At 47.2% G+C, this 17,808-nt stretch carries 22 protein-coding genes; all 22 read right to left on the bottom strand.

Annotated features, from left to right (window positions below; all coding sequences use genetic code 11):
* Positions 1 to 35 precede the first annotated feature (35 nt).
* Complete coding sequence (locus PHP87_RS07090; protein WP_299919937.1) at positions 36 to 878, bottom strand: bifunctional 5,10-methylenetetrahydrofolate dehydrogenase/5,10-methenyltetrahydrofolate cyclohydrolase; 843 nt, start codon at positions 876 to 878, stop codon at positions 36 to 38.
* An 87-nt stretch (positions 879 to 965) separates the two neighbouring features.
* Positions 966 to 1,937, bottom strand: coding sequence for a peptidase M22 (locus PHP87_RS07085; protein ID WP_299919935.1), 972 nt, complete (start codon positions 1,935 to 1,937; stop codon positions 966 to 968).
* On the bottom strand, positions 1,915 to 2,334 hold the full coding sequence (gene nusB / locus PHP87_RS07080) for a transcription antitermination factor NusB (RefSeq protein ID WP_299919933.1): 420 nt from the start codon (positions 2,332 to 2,334) through the stop codon (positions 1,915 to 1,917). The genes PHP87_RS07085 and nusB overlap by 23 nt, the downstream gene beginning before the upstream one ends.
* A gap of 17 nt (positions 2,335 to 2,351) precedes the next feature.
* Complete coding sequence (locus PHP87_RS07075) at positions 2,352 to 2,576, bottom strand: DUF2273 domain-containing protein (RefSeq protein WP_299919931.1); 225 nt, start codon at positions 2,574 to 2,576, stop codon at positions 2,352 to 2,354.
* Between the two features lie 11 nt (positions 2,577 to 2,587).
* Positions 2,588 to 3,127: an alkaline shock response membrane anchor protein AmaP gene (amaP, locus tag PHP87_RS07070; RefSeq protein WP_299919930.1), complete on the bottom strand. Its 540-nt coding sequence runs from the start codon at positions 3,125 to 3,127 to the stop codon at positions 2,588 to 2,590.
* A 69-nt stretch (positions 3,128 to 3,196) separates the two neighbouring features.
* Positions 3,197 to 3,616 (bottom strand): Asp23/Gls24 family envelope stress response protein, encoded by a 420-nt coding sequence (locus PHP87_RS07065; protein ID WP_299919928.1) that lies wholly within the window; start codon positions 3,614 to 3,616, stop codon positions 3,197 to 3,199.
* Between the two features lie 154 nt (positions 3,617 to 3,770).
* Complete coding sequence (gene accC, locus PHP87_RS07060) at positions 3,771 to 5,120, bottom strand: acetyl-CoA carboxylase biotin carboxylase subunit (RefSeq protein ID WP_299919927.1); 1,350 nt, start codon at positions 5,118 to 5,120, stop codon at positions 3,771 to 3,773.
* A 4-nt stretch (positions 5,121 to 5,124) separates the two neighbouring features.
* On the bottom strand, positions 5,125 to 7,041 hold the full coding sequence (accB, locus tag PHP87_RS07055) for an acetyl-CoA carboxylase biotin carboxyl carrier protein (protein WP_299919925.1): 1,917 nt from the start codon (positions 7,039 to 7,041) through the stop codon (positions 5,125 to 5,127).
* A gap of 257 nt (positions 7,042 to 7,298) precedes the next feature.
* Positions 7,299 to 7,874, bottom strand: a complete 576-nt coding sequence (locus PHP87_RS07050; protein WP_299919923.1) for a SpoIIIAH-like family protein — start codon at positions 7,872 to 7,874, stop codon at positions 7,299 to 7,301.
* A gap of 4 nt (positions 7,875 to 7,878) precedes the next feature.
* Entirely contained in the window at positions 7,879 to 8,457 is a 579-nt protein-coding gene (locus PHP87_RS07045; protein WP_299919921.1) for a hypothetical protein, read from the bottom strand.
* Positions 8,458 to 8,460: 3 nt separating this feature from the next.
* Positions 8,461 to 9,045, bottom strand: coding sequence for a stage III sporulation protein AF (locus tag PHP87_RS07040; RefSeq protein ID WP_299919919.1), 585 nt, complete (start codon positions 9,043 to 9,045; stop codon positions 8,461 to 8,463).
* A gap of 16 nt (positions 9,046 to 9,061) precedes the next feature.
* Positions 9,062 to 10,249 (bottom strand): stage III sporulation protein AE, encoded by a 1,188-nt coding sequence (gene spoIIIAE / locus PHP87_RS07035; RefSeq protein WP_299919917.1) that lies wholly within the window; start codon positions 10,247 to 10,249, stop codon positions 9,062 to 9,064.
* 29 nt (positions 10,250 to 10,278) lie between these two features.
* Positions 10,279 to 10,665: a stage III sporulation protein AD gene (gene spoIIIAD / locus PHP87_RS07030; RefSeq protein WP_299919915.1), complete on the bottom strand. Its 387-nt coding sequence runs from the start codon at positions 10,663 to 10,665 to the stop codon at positions 10,279 to 10,281.
* 421 nt (positions 10,666 to 11,086) lie between these two features.
* Positions 11,087 to 11,281 carry a stage III sporulation protein AC gene (gene spoIIIAC / locus PHP87_RS07025; protein WP_299919914.1) on the bottom strand — a complete coding sequence of 65 codons (195 nt, stop codon included), beginning with the start codon at positions 11,279 to 11,281 and terminating at the stop codon, positions 11,087 to 11,089.
* 248 nt (positions 11,282 to 11,529) lie between these two features.
* A complete protein-coding gene (locus PHP87_RS07020; RefSeq protein ID WP_299919913.1) occupies positions 11,530 to 12,054 on the bottom strand; it encodes a stage III sporulation protein AB in 525 nt (174 codons plus the stop codon).
* A 1-nt stretch (position 12,055) separates the two neighbouring features.
* Positions 12,056 to 12,997, bottom strand: coding sequence for a stage III sporulation protein AA (gene spoIIIAA, locus PHP87_RS07015; RefSeq protein WP_299919912.1), 942 nt, complete (start codon positions 12,995 to 12,997; stop codon positions 12,056 to 12,058).
* 231 nt (positions 12,998 to 13,228) lie between these two features.
* Positions 13,229 to 13,663, bottom strand: a complete 435-nt coding sequence (locus PHP87_RS07010) for a CD1247 N-terminal domain-containing protein (RefSeq protein WP_299919911.1) — start codon at positions 13,661 to 13,663, stop codon at positions 13,229 to 13,231.
* 138 nt (positions 13,664 to 13,801) lie between these two features.
* Complete coding sequence (gene efp / locus PHP87_RS07005) at positions 13,802 to 14,359, bottom strand: elongation factor P (RefSeq protein WP_299919910.1); 558 nt, start codon at positions 14,357 to 14,359, stop codon at positions 13,802 to 13,804.
* 66 nt (positions 14,360 to 14,425) lie between these two features.
* Positions 14,426 to 15,475, bottom strand: coding sequence for a Xaa-Pro peptidase family protein (locus PHP87_RS07000; protein ID WP_299919909.1), 1,050 nt, complete (start codon positions 15,473 to 15,475; stop codon positions 14,426 to 14,428).
* 19 nt (positions 15,476 to 15,494) lie between these two features.
* Positions 15,495 to 15,953, bottom strand: coding sequence for a type II 3-dehydroquinate dehydratase (aroQ, locus tag PHP87_RS06995; protein WP_299919908.1), 459 nt, complete (start codon positions 15,951 to 15,953; stop codon positions 15,495 to 15,497).
* A gap of 11 nt (positions 15,954 to 15,964) precedes the next feature.
* Positions 15,965 to 17,305 carry a TldD/PmbA family protein gene (locus PHP87_RS06990; protein WP_299919907.1) on the bottom strand — a complete coding sequence of 447 codons (1,341 nt, stop codon included), beginning with the start codon at positions 17,303 to 17,305 and terminating at the stop codon, positions 15,965 to 15,967.
* Positions 17,306 to 17,314: 9 nt separating this feature from the next.
* Positions 17,315 to 17,808: metallopeptidase TldD-related protein (locus PHP87_RS06985; RefSeq protein ID WP_299919906.1), on the bottom strand; the 494-nt coding region annotated here is incomplete at its 5' end.

Genomic DNA, 17,808 nt, shown 5'->3' with positions numbered 1-17,808 from the left:
GTAGCTATTGAGCTCGCTGACCGTTAGAATCTCCTTCATAACTTGGCCCTGTGTCTCCTGGCCGCCAGAGAAAGATTCTCCATAAGCTTGGCTATCAAAATAGGCCCCATGCCGCCGGGTACCGGCAGCAAGCGGGCCTCAAGCCCCTGCCCTTCCAGGGCTGCCCGGTCGACATTGCCGCATACGCCTCCGGCACCCCAGTAGAATCCGGCATCAATAATCAAAACACCCGGTGCGAGTCCTTCCGCTTGAACTATTCCGGCCCGGCCTTTTTCTACTACCAAAATATCTGCTCCTGAGGCCTGTCCGGGTTCGTAAGATGGCAGAACGCTCAACTGGCAGGCTCTCTTAATCATTATGGTGGCCAGGGGAATTATCAAATCAAAAGAGTCTCCCACCAGTACTGCTTTTTTCCCCGCCAGGGAGGGGAAAAAGCGCTCGATGACCTCCAGGCAGGCCAGGGCCGCACAACTGATAAAGCTAGGGTTGTCGCCGCTCATCCGGCCCCGGTTCACCAGAGAAAAACCATCGACATCTTTGTCCGGGCGGATAGCTGCCAAAATTTTGTCTGTCTGTTCCTCCAGGGCAGCCGGAAGGGGTAATTGCAACAAAATGCCGTCCACCTGCTCATCCTGGTTTAGTTCTGCGATTTTTGCCATCAATTCCTGCTGGCTGCTATCCTCCAGCAAATGGAGCAGGCGGGACTTTCCCCCGGTGGCCGCTGCCGCTTTTTCTTTGAGACCGACATAATGGAGGTCTTCTTTTTGGCCGCCTACCAAGATCATGGCCAGGCAGGGGCTGATGCCCTCCCGTTCGTTCTTCTCTTTTACCTTCCGCCTTATTTCCTGGGCTATTTGCGATCCATTAATAATCTCCATGCTTTTCTCTCCTTTAACCCTTCAAGGAGTTGCCTGCGTAGTATCCGCGAACATTTCCTTATTTCCTCTACTTAATATGATCTTCCGTCATCCGTCATCTGCCTTCCGCAAGATGAATTGTGCAGCCAGGGCCACCCCTACCGCGTTATCGCTGCTCAAGCCGGGGGAAGCAAAAAAGAGCTTTAAACCCACCGCTGGATGTTCCAGACGGGCCAGCAAGCGATCCTTTATTATTGTATTAGCCATTACTCCTCCCACCAGCAATACATCTTTTATACCTTTCCTGCCGGCTTCCAGCAAGATGCTCTTCTCCAGGGTATTGGCAATACAGCGTAAGCTAGCCAGGGCGATATCAGGATAGGGTATACCCTGCTTAATCAACTGCTGCGCCCGGGTTTCCGCCCCGGAAAAAGAAAATCCCTTATCGCCTACTGATGAAGGCATTATGGGGAGATTCTCCCCGATCGATTGTCGGGCTATCTTTTCAAGCTGAGGGCCGCTAGGAAAGGCCAAACCCATGGCTACTCCGATGCGGTCTACCAACTGACCAGCATGCAAATCCAGTCCCGACAGGCCTGACTGAATATCCAGAAATCCTCCCTCCTGCTGCTGAACATGGAGCAGTTCGGAGGTACCTCCGGAAAAATGCACCGCCAGGAATTCGGCTCTCTCCAATAGCTCTTCGTTTCCCTTGATTCCAGCCATTATATGTCCTTCCTGGTGGCTGAACGGGCAAAGGGGTATTCCGGTAAAATGGCTCAAGGCCTCTGCCTGGGAGAATCCGGCGGAAAATACTGGCATATAACTACCTTCCGCCCTGCGCGGCCAGGCACTGGCACCAATGGCTTTCACTGGAGCGTCAAGCCGGCAAGCCAGTCGTTCAAATAAAAAGGGCAGGTTTTTGATATGCTGGAAAAAGGCTTCTGATTGCCGTAAACCCCTTTTCCCTGCTCCAACCTGCAAAATCATACGCTCATCGGCGATAATATTCTGTTCTTCGTCCACCAGGGCCAGCGAGCTGGTATAGGCACTGGTGTCAATTCCCAGGAAACTGTTCATTTTTTTCTCCCAGTATCTTGTCCAGTATGGCATTGACAAAGCTGGCGGAACCCTCATCTCCATATTTTTTAGCAATTTCAATGGCCTCATCAATAGCCACTACGGCCTGTGAGTCTTCCAAGAAGAGTATTTCAAAGGCGGCCACCCGCATGATATTTCGGTCTACAGAAGACATCCGATCCAGAGCCCATTCCCGCGAATAACTGGCAATCATCCGGTCAATTTCCGCTTGCTTTTCCAGAGTTCCACGGGCTAACTCCCAGGAAAATCCATGATTCTTTTCCGCTAATTTATCATTTTCAACCAGGTAATCAAAGGCTTTTTTCACTTCTGCCTGCACCTGATCCACCTGAAAAACAACCTTAAATGCAGTTTCCCGTGCTTTTCTTCTACTCAAATATTTTCTTCCCTCGCTTATCGTTGCCGGTCTTTGAACATCTGTCGCAACCAGTTGTCAAAGCTCTGGTTTTCGTCAATCTTCTTGCCAATAAAAAAGCCCAAAATGATACAAAAAACAATGAACAAGCTGCGCCAAAATCCATAGGTAATAAAGAGAATGCTGGCGATGAGGCCCAGCAGAATTCCCAGGGCCTTACCCCGGTGTTCCTCTAATATCAATAATAATAGTTTTTCCCCCATTTGCCTGCCCCCTAACGACTGACAGCTTTATTGGAATTGCTGAAATCGTCTATCAGTACTTTAACCTGAGAAACCTGAAGTCCGCCAATATCTTCCAAATATTCTTTGACTGTTTGCTGCAGGTTCTTGCTCATTTCGGGTACATTGTGGTCCGGGTTAATTGCTGTATGCAGATATATTACCAAACCATCGTTGCTGCTACTTACTGCTGGTTTTATTTCTTTAACCCCGTCAACTTTTTTAACCGCTTTCATGATTATTACTTTGATAGCTGGAACAGTAATGGAGACCTGTCCTGCCAATGAACTGTCTACAATTATGGAATCGGGTTTGCTCTCATATTTCAGCCCGGAAACAATCATCACCAGGGCAACTGCTATCACTATTATGGCAACAGTACCAACAATCACCCGGTTCTGGGGAGTAGACAGGGCCTGATTAATGAAATCAAGCGGCTCGGCACGACCCACGGCCGCTACTACCACTACACCGGCCAGGAACAAGAGCAGAAAATTATATATCACTAAGACCGGGCGCCAGGCTTTTTCCATTTTCCCACCTCTTTCCAATAAAAAACGATACAATTAACCCCCTGTGGGAGCAGGGGGTTAGTACCATTACTATTCCACTATAAACTCGGAAGCCATTTCTTCATCTGCCGGGGATTTCTTAATTGACACCGATACTATATGAACATTGATACTTGCCACCGAAAGGCCGGTCATAGTCTCTACGGCCATTTTAACCTCTTTTTGAACCTTCTCGGCTACCTCCGGTATGGGATAACCAAACTCCACTATAAGAAAAATGTCTATTTTGGTCTTCTCATCAGCAACTTCAACCTTTATACCCTTACCATAATTCTTTCTTCCCAGCTTTTCTACCAAATCAGTACCCCAGCCACCGCTAAGTGATACAACTCCCTCGACATCTGTGGCGGCCAATCCGGCCACGGTTGAAACAACTTCATCTGCGATTCTGATGGTTCCGTATTCATTGAATATTTCTGGTTTTTGTCCTTCCACAATATTCACCCCCATAGTATTTTTGCCGTTGTTGTTATTCTACCAAACAATTACCGCAATTATCAAATCTATTTAAAAGTGACTACTCTGCCAAACCCCTTTTCTAGTATACGGCTCATACGAGGCAAACGAAGCATACCCCTGTCCCGCAGGCAAGCATTGCTTGGCATTAGGCTTTATCGCTCATTCGTCTTTGTATAAAATTGGTGTAAACTTCACCTTTGCGGAAAAAGGCGTTATCCAGCACCTCCATATGAAATGGGATGGTGGTATTAATATTCTCCACTTCGAACTCTCCCAGGGCTCGCTTCATGCGCTTAATAACCTCATCCCTATTCCTGCCCCAGGCAATTAATTTAGCTACCATGGAATCATAAAAAGGCGGTATGCTGTAGCCGGAATATACGGAAGAATCCACTCTTATCCCGGGTCCTCCCGGTATGATGTATTGCCCCACCTGTCCCGGAGAGGGCTGAAAATTACATGCGGGATCTTCGGCATTAATCCGGCATTCCATAGCCCAGCCTCTTATCTCAATATCCTCCTGTTGGTAAGAAAGCACTTCACCCGCCGCAATCCGGAACTGTTCCTTGACGATATCAATTCCCGTAACCATTTCCGTTACCGGATGTTCCACCTGAATGCGGGTATTCATCTCGATAAAATAAAAATTTTTATGTTTGTCCACTAAAAATTCCACGGTGCCGGCACTAGAATAGCCTGCTGCCCGGGCAGCATCAACCGCAACTTTCCCCATCTGCTGGCGTAGCGCCTCATCCAATAAAGAGGAAGGGGCCTCTTCCAGAAGTTTCTGGTTGCGCCTTTGCAGGGAACAATCCCTTTCTCCCAGGTGAATCAGATTACCCAACTCATCTCCCAGGATTTGAAACTCGATATGACGGGGCTCTTCGATATATTTCTCCAGGTATATTTCATCATTGCCAAAAGCGGCCCCCGCCTCCATACGGGCCATTTCCAGGGCGCTCTTCAGGGAGCTTTCGTTATGGGCCAGACGCATACCACGGCCACCACCACCTGCCGAAGCTTTGATCATCACCGGATAGCCAATGTCCCTGGCTACAGCAAGGGCTTCTTTATATGATTGCACCGCCCCATCACTTCCGGGCACAACTGGCACTCCCACGCTTTTTACCAATTCCCGGGCTTGCACCTTATCTCCCATAAGTTCAATTACTTCTGCCGGGGGACCAATAAACTTGATATTGTAGCTGGAACATAAACTGGCAAAATGGGAATTCTCGGCCAGAAATCCGTAGCCGGGATGAATAGCCTCCGCCCCGCTATTCTGAGCGGCGGCAATAATATTGGATATATTGAGATAGCTCTGCCGGGCCGGGGCTCCGCCGATACAAATAGCCTCATCCGCCTGTTTAACATGCAGGCTTTCTTTATCCGCTACTGAATATACGGCGATGGTCTCTATGCCCAGTTCTTTACACGCTCTTATAATCCGCAGGGCAATTTCTCCACGATTGGCTATTAAAACTCGTGAAAACAAGCTATCACCCCTGGTCTTTCTCAATCAGAAACAGGACTTGACCATATTCAACCGCTTCTGCGTTGTCTACCATGATTTCAATAATAGTTCCAGCAAATTCGGTTTTTATCTCATTCATCAACTTCATGGCCTCCAGAATGCACAGGGTCTGACCCGGTCCTACATGGTCTCCCACTTGCACATAGGGAGGGGAGTCCGGAGAAGGTGCCGCATAGAATGTCCCCACCATTGGAGCTAAAACCTCCGTAATATTAACCCGCTCAACCTTGGCTGTTTCGCTGGAGAGGGCAGGGGGTAAATTCACCGGTGCAACAGTTGTGCATTTGTCGGCTGTCTGCTCATTTGCTTTGCGTAAGCTCAGCCTATAGTCATCTTTTTGTACTTCCAGTTCACTAATACTGCTCTGGTCCATCAAAAGTATCAATTCTCTGATTTCATCGAGTTTCATTTCATCATCTCCCCCATGAGCTGCTACCTTCTTGACCTGTGAAACTACGGGCGTTATTACTACCGGGATTTCTTCATCAAGCAGTTCTTCCCCCAGCGTATCTATAGAAGAAATCTGGGGAATATCTTCGGCCCCCCTGTTTTTTCGATATTTGAAAAATTTTAAGGCAACTTGCGGGAACAAAGCGTAAGTCAGTATATCCTCCTCACTCTCCCCAAGTTCGCCCAGCTCCTGGCGGGATCTCTCCCAGGCCGGCTCCAGCAAATCAGCAGGCCGGACGGTAATGACCTCTTCATCGCCGATTATCTTTTTCCGTATCTCATCTTTGATTGCTACCGCCGGTTTACCGTAATAGCCCCGGACATAGTCCTTTACCTCACTGGGACAGAGCTTATACCTTTCCCCCATTAATACATTCAGTACCGCTTGGATACTAATTATCTGACTGGTAGGCGTAACCAGCGGGGGATAACCCAAATCTGCTCTCACCTTGGGTATTTCCGCCAGCACTTCGTCAATGCGGTGGGAAGCCTTCTGCTCTTCCAACTGCGAAAAGAGGTTGGTAATCATGCCCCCGGGCACCTGGTGCTCAAAAACCTTCATATCGGCAATGCGCGTAACTCCCCGCTCAAAGCCCTTGTGCTTCCGTATCTGTTCAAAGTGAGTCGCTATATTGAACAGGGCATGAAGATCCAAACCGGTATCCCAGGGAGTATCCTGCAGGGCTCTCACAATGGTCTCCACCGGCGGCTGGGAGGAACCGAAGGCCATGGGAACACTGGCGGTGTCAATGATATCCACCCCGGCTTCTGCTGCTTTTATGAGAGCAGCAATGGCCAGCCCGCCTATATAGTGAGTATGCAATTGCAGGGGTAAATCAACATTTTCTTTCAGGGCCTTGACCAGCTCAAAGGAAGCATAAGGGGATAACAAACCGGCCATATCCTTAATGCATATGGAATCCGCTCCCATATCCTTCAGACGCAGGGCGGTATCAACAAAGTGTTGCATGGAATGAACCGGGCTCACAGTATAGACTACACAGGCCTGAACATGTTTGCCGCTCCTTTTGGCGGCTCTCATGCAGGTTTCCAAATTCCGCATATCATTTAAGGCATCGAATACGCGAAATATGTCAATACCATTCTCCGCTGCCTTCTCCACGAACTTTTCGACAATATCATCCGGGTAATGCGTATACCCAACAAGAGACTGACCGCGGAGCAACATTTGCAATTTGGTCTTTTTTATTCTGCGGCGGATTTTACGCAACCTTTCCCAAGGGTCTTCGTTAAGGTAGCGAATACATACATCAAAGGTAGCCCCTCCCCATACCTCCAGGGAGTGATAACCTACCTGATCTATGTTTTCCAAGATGGGGAGCATATCTTCTGTAGTCATACGGGTGGCCCACAGGCTTTGATGCCCATCTCTCAAGCTGGTATCAGTTATTTTAATTCTGCCCAATTTCATACCTCCCTATAAGAAACCGCCGGATTTTATAACTTTAAAAACTTGAGGTCATGGTGGAAAGAAGCCGATATAAAAAGTATCGTCAAGGGTGCTTAAACCCCTGCTCCCAGGCTCCACTCACTTCCTTTGGCAGGTTTCCTCTATATAAAATTATACTCAGGCCACCGGCCTGAGCATTATTTCGCTACTCCGACATTAATAATTATAGAAATAAAACCCGCTTATTTCAATCTTTTTGGGGAATGTATACAAGTTCACTATTTCCCGGCTTCTTTTAGCCAGAGTTTGTTCTCCGGGGAATCCAAAAGGCTGAGCAGCATCTCCCTTAACTCTTCCTGCCGCTCCTGGCTCACTGCGCCGGCGGGGACAATTACCGTAGTGATCCCAGCCTGTACCAGGGCCACGCATTCTTCAATCCCTTCGGACTTTACCAAGCTCTCCAGCCTCATCTCTTTTTCCATATCTTCCGATATCTTCACCATCCGCAGTGAAGCCATTTCCCGTGCCTTCTCATCATTATCCTTATTCTCCATGATTCCTTTTAATATGTCCAGTTGTTTTCCGCGAATACATTCCCTTTCTAAACGATAAGTGGAAAAAAAATTATTTTTTGGCACTTCCATTTTATTTATCTGGCTAGAATCAACCGTTGAAAGTTCTCCAATGGCAGAGTTCTGTTCACTACTCGGGAGTATTATGTCGTCGCCCTCAGTTCTGTATAGTTTCCATTTTACACCAACTGCCATCAGGATTAAAACCAATAGGACTAAGAAAATCTTCCTCCATTCTATTTTCCATAAGAAGGGCCAAAATTTAGCTATTTCTTTTTTCATCTGGCTATTTCCCTCCTTTTCGGGGCATTACTTTTACCCGGTGGGCCGATATGTTTAATAGGGTGGCAGTAGCATCAGTCAAGCGCTCCTTTATTTCCGCCCGCCCCCCGCCATCAGCCACCACCAAGACCCCCAGGACTTCAGGAAAACGCTCTTCTACCAGCACCGGGGCTCCTGATGATATCGCCAGATCCTCCACTCTGCTTTCTTCGCTGCTGTTCTTTTTTATTCCCCGCGCCTGGCTTTCCTCACTTTCTCTTTTTTCATCCCGCCGGTTACTGGCAAAGGTTTTATGCCCATCGGAACTCAAACTTAAGCTCACCTCTACCTTGCCCGCACCATTGACTTCTGATAATATGGCTTCCAGTTCGGCTGCCATTTGTGATTTGATGCTGCCCTCCTGCCGTTCATATTTTTCGGCTACTGGTTTCAATGGAGTTTTTTCCACCTTGCTTACCGGCCAAATCAAGGCCAGTAAACCAAAACAAATTAGAATCACCAATATATACCTGCTTTTCTTTCCTGACCAGCAGGAGTTTTTACCCGGGTCATCCGGACTTTTCCTTAGCCACTCATCCAGCATAGATTAACCCCCTTCAAATTCAACTTCTATTTGAGTAGTACTGAGACCATAGAAATTACTAATAATATTTACGACCTTATCTTCAATCAATTTCTTTTCTTCCGGGCTCAAGTTGGAATTTTCCCCTGAGAAAACCTGAATCCCCTCTTCCTCTTTTTTTGCTTCAGGGCTTGCCGATTGAAGAAAAATATTTATGGTCTGGAGTTCACCGTTTTCGCCAATCTCAATCCTGGACTTAACTTTCTCTACTCCCGGAACTAGCACAGCTACAGCATCAATTTGCCCCTGTAATTTGTCCCTGGCCATATTATTATGTTCCGATATGATCTCCTGCTGGATTTGCTTTCCGTTATGAATGATTTCTTCACTTTTGCCCTCTTCCAAACGATAGTCCCAAAGATTAAGTTTTAATTCTTGCTCATTAAAGAGCAAGGAAAGAACCGGATTCAAAACTGCAATTACGATAAACATTCCTACAGCAAAACGAACAAAAGGTCTAACTCCGCCTTCGGGAAGGAGCAACTCCAAAAAACTGGTGAGAATAATGATTACCAGAACATTCCTAACTATTTCTTGCAAAACTTGCACATCAACCCTCCCCGCTTTAGCGCAAGGCCCCCAGACCGTTGGACATGCCGGCCACAATGGAAATCATGATTAAGAACATCAAGCCCACTGAGGCCACCGCCGCCAACATTAAGAAGAGATGGGCACTCATTATATCTAATATGGCCGCTGTTTTGGCATCACCGATAGGTTCCACCACCGCTGCCGTTACTTTATAGATAAGGGCAACAGCGGCAACTTTCAAAAGGGGCATGGCAATTATCCCAATAATGATTAAAACTCCCACTAAACCCAGGGCTTGCTTTAGCATTACGACATAACCCGCGGTCACTTCAATGGTATCGGAAAGTATCTTGCCCACCACCGGTATAGCATTATCAGTAAAAAATTTGGTGGTGCGCAGGGCTACTTTGTCCAGTACGGAAGCGTAGAGAGCGCGTAAAGTTATAAAACCGGCAAAGATGGTAAGACAAAAACCCAGGCTTACCTTGGCCATCTGTCCAAAGAAGGAAGCCAACTTATCTACCTTTAAACTGCTCGACATGTGATTTAAAAGGTTTAGTATGGCAGACATAATAATTAATGGAAAAACTACATTTTTTATGGCATTGGCAAAAGCAGTGGCGGTAGTCATCAGAATGGGAAAGAGTATGGCGGAAGCATTGATGTTTCCTAATCCTGCGGTTAATACCAGCATCTGCGGCAACATACCCATCATAAAAGCCACCATATTATTTATGCTTTGATGACCGATATCCAAGACCAAGCGAAATGAACCCAGGGCTATCGCTCCCAAAGCCAAATAGCAGCTCATATAGGATATTTGAGCTACCCCCTGGGAGAAAGAATTCTGCAGGTTTACCAACAAGGCAGTCAGTACCGATAGTATTAAAAGCTTGGCCATCAGAGCAGAGTTGGCTCGAACTTCCTTGAAAAATATCTGCAAAATTCCTCCCATTATATCCTGGATTTTAAAATCCAACTTACCACGGGTGAAGTCCAGTAACAGGCCTTTTACCGTTTTCCCCTTCATACTTGAGTTTATTTCTTCATCAATGTTCTTCTTATATTCTTCAAAAACATTCAGGTCAAGGTTCTTAAGTGTATTCTCGAAGGGAACAAGCTCCTCGCTCTTTTTGTTCTCAACTCCCTCTCCCCATACCGGGAGCGAAATAACCAGGCTGGTAGTGAACAATAGCAAGAGCAGAAAAAAGTATTTATTCATGCCTGGTCCCCCTTTTCTCCGCAGCTTTTTCATACCATTAACTCCATCATGGATTCCAGTATGGCTACCATAATAGGAAGAGACAAAACAACAATTATTATTTTGGCAGCAAACTCCACTTTTTTGGCTACGGCATGCTCTCCCGCATCCTGGCAAATAGCGGCAGCAAATTCCCCCAGGTAGGCTACCCCAATAATCTTTAAAATAGTGGCCATGAAAAAGTAGTTGATTTGCGCCCGGCGGGTCAGTTCTTGCATCAAGGCTATTATTGCCGCCATCTTCCCCATCATAAAAAGGAAAATTACGATACTAAAGGTAATGCTCAAGAGTACCGCCATAACCGGTTTTTCCTGTCTCAATATCAGTAAGAGTATAGTTGTGACCAGGGCCAGGCCTATGACTTGAGCTATTTCCACCTTCATCTCTCCTCGTTTTGGCTTCATCATAGAGACGGTTCTTTTGATAATATAAAACAGGAATTTGATTCTATTGCAAAAAGCTATTTATGTTCATGATGTCACTGCAAAAAGTAATAAATAGGCATTAGTGTGCATAAATATACCGCTCAGCACCCATAATAGCGACCGAAGGGAGCACCAGAAGTGCCCGACAGGGTGCAACCTTAATAGCGACTGCAGGGTATGTAGGGAACGACCCCCGTGTCGTTCCGAATCAGGCGCAACAACCTTAATAGCGACTGCAGGGCATTGTAAGGGCGGTCTTCGAGCGCCCGCTTTCACCTTCGCCAACGCTCGTTTTGTATATTCATGTAACCCTTATGCAACAAAAAGGTTTTTTTGCAGTGGAGTCGTTCATTGGCTTGTATAAATATAATCCTCACAAGCTAAAAACAGATCTTACTACCGTGAAGAGCTGGTTCATCAATTGAACCACGATTATCAAAACCACCACCACTCCGGCCAGAGTTAGCATCTCGGCCTGTTCTTCCTTTTTAGCTTGTTTTAAGACTATGGAAAGAACCGATATTAATATTCCAATGCCGGCCACCCGAAAAATGATTTCTACATCCATAAAAACCTCCATTTTGTTTGTAATTCGTTGGTTGTCGGTCGTCAGTCGTCGGACATAAGTCGTAAGATGAACATAGATATGATATGATTTTTGCCAGAATACTTTTATCAGCGTACCGGCACTCAATCACTACCTTGTTAAGTCTACTGTTTCTAAGTATCGGGTGCGGACACAATCACCGCTGAAAAATGAATTTGCAGTATATTTTAACGACCAACTCCCAATGTCGCACATCGGACCTCTGACGGCTAAATAAGAAGCAATACTACCATGGCTCCCAGAATAAAGCCGCTGTAAGTCCACATTTTGCGCCCGCCCTCTGCTTCCCGCATTGCCTTTTGTTCCAATAAAGCCAGTTCTTCTTGCAGCAGGGTCAATAGTTTTTTCTGCTGACTGGCCTCAGAAACTCCCAGTTGCAGCGAAGCAGTAGCCAATAATCCAATTTCCATTTTTTGTAGTTCAGAGTGAAGGCGCAATCCCTCTATCCCTGCATTCCAGGCTTCAGCAGCGGTTATACCAGATTTTTCCTGCAAAATGCTGGAGCTCAGTTCAAATAAACAGGATACCGGAGGACGACAAAAATAGGCTGTTCTGGCCAGAGCCTGAGAAAGAGGACTATAGATGCAGCTTATTTCTTTTTCCAAAAAGCCCAGGGCCAGCCTGAGCTCTTGCAGTTGTCCGACTCTCTTGTCCATACGCCGAGCAGCGCTTAAACCCCAGCAGCCAAAACCGGTAATTATGGAGGCGGCTCCTATTATTTTCAATCCCAGCACCTTAATCCCACCTTATGATTTCTTCTACGGTGCCCGGCCCATTACGCCGGGACAATACTACCCCCAGGCGAAAAGCAGCCTGGGACAGCAGCTCTTTTGTCAATGGTCGTTTTTTCACTTCTTCCAGGTTGCGGGCATGAATACTGCATATTACTGCTACTCCAGCGTTTATGCATTCCTGCAGGGCTTCCACATCTTCCTTACGCCCTATCTCATCGGCAATTAACACCTGGGGTGAAAGGGAGCGGATAGCCATCATCATACCCCAGGCTTTGGGACAGGCATCAAGAACATCGCTACGCGCTCCTACATCAAGCTGGGCTAGACCCCGGTGAGTCCCGGCAATTTCTGAGCGCTCATCGATTATTGCAATATTATGGGGTGGACAGGCCGGGTACCCCGTAGAAATACTGCGGGCAATATCACGCAAAATAGTGGTCTTGCCGCAGCGGGGCGGTGATATTATGAGGGTATTAACAATATTTCCTGATGAGATGATATGGGGTAGAATCGTCTGGGCACAGCCTTTTTTTTCCCGCGCTAGGCGAAAGCAAATAGATGAAAATTCCTTGATGCCTTTTATGCCTTCGGCCTGGACTATCACCTGTCCAGCCAGTCCCACCCGATGCCCCCCGGGGATAGTAATAAAGCCCCTTCTTATTTCTTCTTCAAAAGCATAAAGCGAATTATCGCTAATGGAGGCTATTGTGCGATAGAGATCTTCCCGGTTGGCGGTGATAGCTTCCGGTAACTTTTCCGTCAACTCTCCCCGGGAAGTCAATCCCCATTCACTTTCGCCTATTTTTATTAGCAAGGGCTGAGCAGCACGCAGACGGATTTCTTCCATATGCCGGTATGCTTCCGCCTTCAGCCTTGACAAGCCCTCTTTTACCGCTCCGGTAAAATAGGGGGTGATCACCTGCTTAAGCATCTGACCATCCATCTCTAACACCACCTCTTAATGAATAAATATTGGCTTGTACCGCAATTTATACCAATAAAAACAAAGGGTGGTACCATTTTCCTTTTAATAAGGAAAATAATTCCACCCTTGATCTTGCCCCGCAAAGGGCTGGCGCGGGGGCCTGCCCCTATAATGCCTCTACCGCAACATTACCCCTCACAACTGGCTCCTCATTCCATAACCCTTTTATGACTTTCCCCCTCATTCTCATTAGATGGGAGCGTTAGAATGCTCTTCGTTTTCTCCTTTTTCGTCCCCAATAAATGAAGGCTGGTAATCAAAAGAACCATCATTGACAAAAACCACTTCATCGCAATAGGGACAGATTATTTCCACCACATCCTCATCATCCAGGACTTCGGGATCAAAGCAGATGACTTCGCCACAATTGGAGCATAGAATTTCTTCTTCGTTATCCAGTTCTTCACTCCACTTTTCCTCCAGTTCCTGTATGTCCGCATCCATGCTCTCAACATAGTCCTGCAACTCGTCAAAGCTGTCCTGCATATCTAAAAGGGATTCAGCGATTTCATCCAAAACACTCAAGATGCCGCTTATTATCTTTCCCTGCGGACTGCCTTCCCGTATGTTCAGTCCTTCGCTCAAACCCTGCAGGTAACTTACTTTTTCCGAAATATCTTGCAAAAATAAATCCTCCTTTCTTTAATACACCTTGCTTCAACATTTAATGCTCAAGCTTAGTATTTGTCCGAAAAGGAGGAAATACACTGGAATATTCCTTTTGTGAAATTGTTACAAGCAACACCCGGCGAAGTGAGCTCACTATACCCTCTCCATATATTCACCAGTGCGTATATCTATACGCAGGCGGTCGCCGGCATTTACAAATAGAGGTACTTGTACTACCGCCCCGCTTTCCAGGGTGGCATTTTTAACTGCTCCGGTGGCCGTATCACCTTTTACTCCCGGTTCCGTATCAACTACCAGCATCTCAACGAAATTGGGCAAATCCACTCCGATTATATTACCCTGGAAAAAGAGAACCCCGATAATCATGTTTTCCATCAGCCATTTAGCGCCCTCACCAATACTCTCCTTGCTGATGGAAATCTGTTCATAATTCTCCGTATCCATGCAGACATAGCCTTCGCCATCATTATACAAATATTGCATTTCTCGCTTGTCCAGGTGGGCCCGGGGCACCTTTTCCCCGCCGCGGAAGGTCTTTTCCACCGTTCCGCCGGTCTTGACATTTTTCAGCTTGGCCCTTACGAAGGCAGAACCCTTGCCTGGTTTGACATGCATGAATTCCATCACTTGAAAAGCCTGCCCCTCCAGTTCGATGGTAACTCCGGTCTTAAAATCATTAACTGAAATCATCCTATCCCTCCATATATCTTAGAATACCAGAATGCTATTTCTTCCCGGGGTCTGACGACCGACGACTTATAACACCAGCAAGTTTTTTTCGGAACGGGTTATAACCTCGCCATACTTGTCTTTTACTATTACGCTGTCCTCTATGCGTAGTCCTCCCCAACCCGCTATGTAAATTCCGGGTTCGATAGTAACCACCATATTTTCTTCCAGTACGGCTTCACTCAAAGGAGAGAGCCGGGGCTGTTCATGGATTTCCAGGCCCAAACCATGGCCTGTGCCATGGATAAAATACTGATCCAATCCAAAGGCTTTAAGGCTTTGCCGAACTACCTGGTCAATCTCCCGGCAGGATTGTCCTGCCTTCACCATAGAGATTCCTTTTTCCTGGGCCAGCAACAGTGCTTGATAAAGCTCCTGCAAACGGGCTGAAGCTTTAGAAACAGCTATGGTCCTGCTCATATCAGCGGTATATCCCTCATAAAAACCGCCGAAATCCAGAGTTACCATGTCCCCGGAGGCCAGCCGACGATTTCCAGGCCGGCCGTGGGGTAGAGCTGCATTTTCTGCCGATACTACAATAACATCAAATGACTCCTTATCACAACCCTTTTGTCGTAAAAGATAGACGATTTCGCTGGCTATATCCCGTTCACTTATCCCCGGTTTAAGCTTTAAGCAAATATCACTGAATACCGCATCAGCTATCCGGGCACTCTCACGGATAAGCTTTAGCTCCATCTCGTCTTTTACCTGACGCAGTCCCTCAATCAACTGGGATATAGGCTGTAAATCACTCTTCAGGGACTGCTGCAGCTCACTGTAATAACTATAGCTGATATTATGAGCTTCAAAGCCGATTCTTTTATAAGACTGGCTCAGTTCCACCAATTGCTTTAGTCCGGGCGGCTTTTCCTCCCGCAGTTGCCAGTCCGGGCATTCCTGCTTCACCTGTTCCCGATAGCGGGAATCAGTCAATATATATTTTTCCCCGGGGGAAATCAGCAACCGGGCATCACTTCCTCCGGTAAAACCCGACAGATAACGAATATTTTCAGCCTTACTCACCAGCAAGGCATCTATTTCATTCTTCTCCAGCAGGCTATATAATCTGAGCAACCGTTGTGTAAAAATGTTATCATTCCTTTCCTTTTTGCCCGGCGGCCAGAAACTCGCAAGCGGCTAAAAAAGCCATTTTATAACTTAAGACCCCAAAGCCGAAAACCCCTCCCACTGCCAGCGGGGAAATCAAGGACTGTTGCCGAAAACTCTCCCGGGCATAAATATTGGAAAGATGAATTTCTACCACCGGAATATTTACCGCTTTCAAGGCATCGTGTATGGCAATACTGTAATGGGAGAGGGCCCCGGCATTTATCAATATACAATTAAAATGGCCCCGGGCTTCCTGTATATAATCGACGATCTTCCCTTCATGATTGGACTGGAAGAAATCAATCTCCGCTCCTTGCTGCTGTGCCAGAATTTTAATTTCTTTTTCAATATCGGCCAGGCTGCTCTTACCGTATATTTCGGGCTCGCGAATTCCCAGCATATTTAAGTTAGGACCATTAATGAGGCTTATTCTCCAGTTCATATTTTCCCCTCCTACTTTCCGGCTACACTCAAGGAGCTCAAACGAACACTGGGAGCAGCCCGGGCTCCAAAGAAGCGCAGGTCATTACCCACCGCATCGATGCTTTGCAAAAAATCGACCAGGTTGCCTCCAATGGTAATTCCTCTAACCGGGTAACTTAGGCAGCCTTTTTCAATCAGCAATCCGGCCGCCCCCAGCGAAAAATCTCCGGAAACCGGATTGGCTGTATGCAGACCCATTATTTCAGTTATATAAAGGCCCTTATCCACCCCGGCAATCATCTGCTCCGGGCTCTCCTCCCCCGCTTCCAGGATAAAATTGCTGCTGCCCACTGCGGGCAAGTGGCGAAACGAAGCCCGCTGGCCATGGCCGGTTGACTCCACTCCGGCTTTGCAGGCGCTGTAGTGGTCATATAGATATGTCATTAAAACCCCATTTTTGATTGCAGGTGTTTTGCGGCCGGGAACACCTTCCCCATCAAAGGGAAAGCTCCCCAAACCCTCAGCCAGGGTAGCATCATCAGTAATGGATAAAACCCCGGAAGCAACCCTTTCTCCTAATTTTCCAACCAGAAGCGACTTGCCTTTTTGCACCGCTTCCGCACTCAGCAAATGGGCAATAAGACCCAGGAAACGGGCCATAATATAAGGCTCGATTATGCAGGGCAGGGAAGTTGAATCAATACGGCGGGATTTCAACCCCCTCACCGCCCTCAGAGCTGCTTCCTGCCCTACCACTTCCGGTTCCAGGCCCCTTATCTTTCTTTTTATCATCATGGAAAAACCGCTCTGGGATTCATCATCCTCCCGGGCTACCAGAGAAAGATATAAAAGAGCATAATTGGCTTTCCCCACAGCATAAAGACCGTGGCTGTTCATCAAAAGGGAAGTGTATTCCCCCTCCTCATAGCCGGATTTTTCAATGAGCTTAACCCTTTTATCACTGCGGCGGGCAGCTTCCTCTGCGGCTTGCGCCATTTCTATTTTTTCCTCCAGGCAGCTGGCGGGAATATTTTCATCATATAGTTCCAGACTGGAGTAGCGATATGGACCCTCTGGAAATGAATTCCATTCATCTGCCGGGGTATAGCGGCAGATGTCCACAGCATCATTTACGGCTTGCTGAATAGCTGCTTCCGATAAATCTGCCGTGTAAACAAAAGCCCGGCGTCCAGCATTCAGCAGGCGCAGGCCCAGTCCCATTTCTTCCGCCTGTTTTAGGGTTTCCACCTGCCCATCACGCAATTCCAGGTTCATACTGTGCTGCTGGGAAAGAAAGACCTCCGCTTGCATCCCTTTCTTATGCGCTGCCTTCAAGGCTCTTTCTCCCGCCTCCCGCAAAAGATCTTCCATTGCTCCCACCTACTTCCTTCTTATCTTCTTCATTTTAGGACCGCCGGCGCTGGCCGTACCGCCAACAGTAAGTTCTTTTATACGCATGGTAGGCTGGCCATCGGATACTGGCACACCCTGCCCATCCTTACCGCAAACCCCGATAGTAAAACCCAGGTCATTTCCCAGCATATCAATATCCCGGAGGACCCGGGGTCCATTGCCGGTGAGGGTTGCTCCCCGTACTGCTTCTTTTACTTCTCCATCTTCTATTAGGTAAGCCTCCTGAACATCAAAGACAAAATCGCCATTGATAGTATTAACCTGCCCGCCACCCATCTTCTTAACCAACAAGCCCCGGGGAGTGGCTTTTATTATCTTTTCCGCTTCCTCCCGGCCCGGGGCAATAAAAGTATTGCTCATCCGCGGTATAGGCTTATGCTGGTAGGATTCCCGCCGCCCGTTGCCGCTGGAATCATTCTTTTCCTGGCTGGCCGTTAAGCGATCATACATGAATCCCTGTA

It is taken from the genome of Syntrophomonas sp. (assembly GCF_028707975.1).
Lineage (GTDB): Bacteria > Bacillota > Syntrophomonadia > Syntrophomonadales > Syntrophomonadaceae > Syntrophomonas.
Note: the sequence above shows the minus strand (reverse complement) of the source record. Positions and strands in the feature narration are given on the sequence as shown.

Excerpts from the sequence above, each read along its gene's own strand:
- PHP87_RS07090 (WP_299919937.1), bottom strand. The coding sequence starts at position 878 with ATGGAGATTATTAATGGATCGCAAATAGCCCAGGAAATAAGGCGGAAG.
- PHP87_RS07085 (WP_299919935.1), bottom strand. The coding sequence starts at position 1,937 with ATGAACAGTTTCCTGGGAATTGACACCAGTGCCTATACCAGCTCGCTG.
- PHP87_RS07075 (WP_299919931.1), bottom strand. The coding sequence starts at position 2,576 with ATGGGGGAAAAACTATTATTATTGATATTAGAGGAACACCGGGGTAAG.
- amaP (WP_299919930.1), bottom strand. The coding sequence starts at position 3,127 with ATGGAAAAAGCCTGGCGCCCGGTCTTAGTGATATATAATTTTCTGCTC.
- PHP87_RS07065 (WP_299919928.1), bottom strand. The coding sequence starts at position 3,616 with ATGGGGGTGAATATTGTGGAAGGACAAAAACCAGAAATATTCAATGAA.
- accB (WP_299919925.1), bottom strand. The coding sequence starts at position 7,041 with ATGAAATTGGGCAGAATTAAAATAACTGATACCAGCTTGAGAGATGGG.
- PHP87_RS07050 (WP_299919923.1), bottom strand. The coding sequence starts at position 7,874 with ATGAAAAAAGAAATAGCTAAATTTTGGCCCTTCTTATGGAAAATAGAA.
- PHP87_RS07045 (WP_299919921.1), bottom strand. The coding sequence starts at position 8,457 with ATGCTGGATGAGTGGCTAAGGAAAAGTCCGGATGACCCGGGTAAAAAC.
- spoIIIAE (WP_299919917.1), bottom strand. The coding sequence starts at position 10,249 with ATGAATAAATACTTTTTTCTGCTCTTGCTATTGTTCACTACCAGCCTG.
- spoIIIAC (WP_299919914.1), bottom strand. The coding sequence starts at position 11,281 with ATGGATGTAGAAATCATTTTTCGGGTGGCCGGCATTGGAATATTAATA.
- spoIIIAA (WP_299919912.1), bottom strand. The coding sequence starts at position 12,997 with ATGGATGGTCAGATGCTTAAGCAGGTGATCACCCCCTATTTTACCGGA.
- efp (WP_299919910.1), bottom strand. The coding sequence starts at position 14,359 with ATGATTTCAGTTAATGATTTTAAGACCGGAGTTACCATCGAACTGGAG.
- aroQ (WP_299919908.1), bottom strand. The coding sequence starts at position 15,953 with ATGAACTGGAGAATAAGCCTCATTAATGGTCCTAACTTAAATATGCTG.
- PHP87_RS06990 (WP_299919907.1), bottom strand. The coding sequence starts at position 17,305 with ATGGAAGATCTTTTGCGGGAGGCGGGAGAAAGAGCCTTGAAGGCAGCG.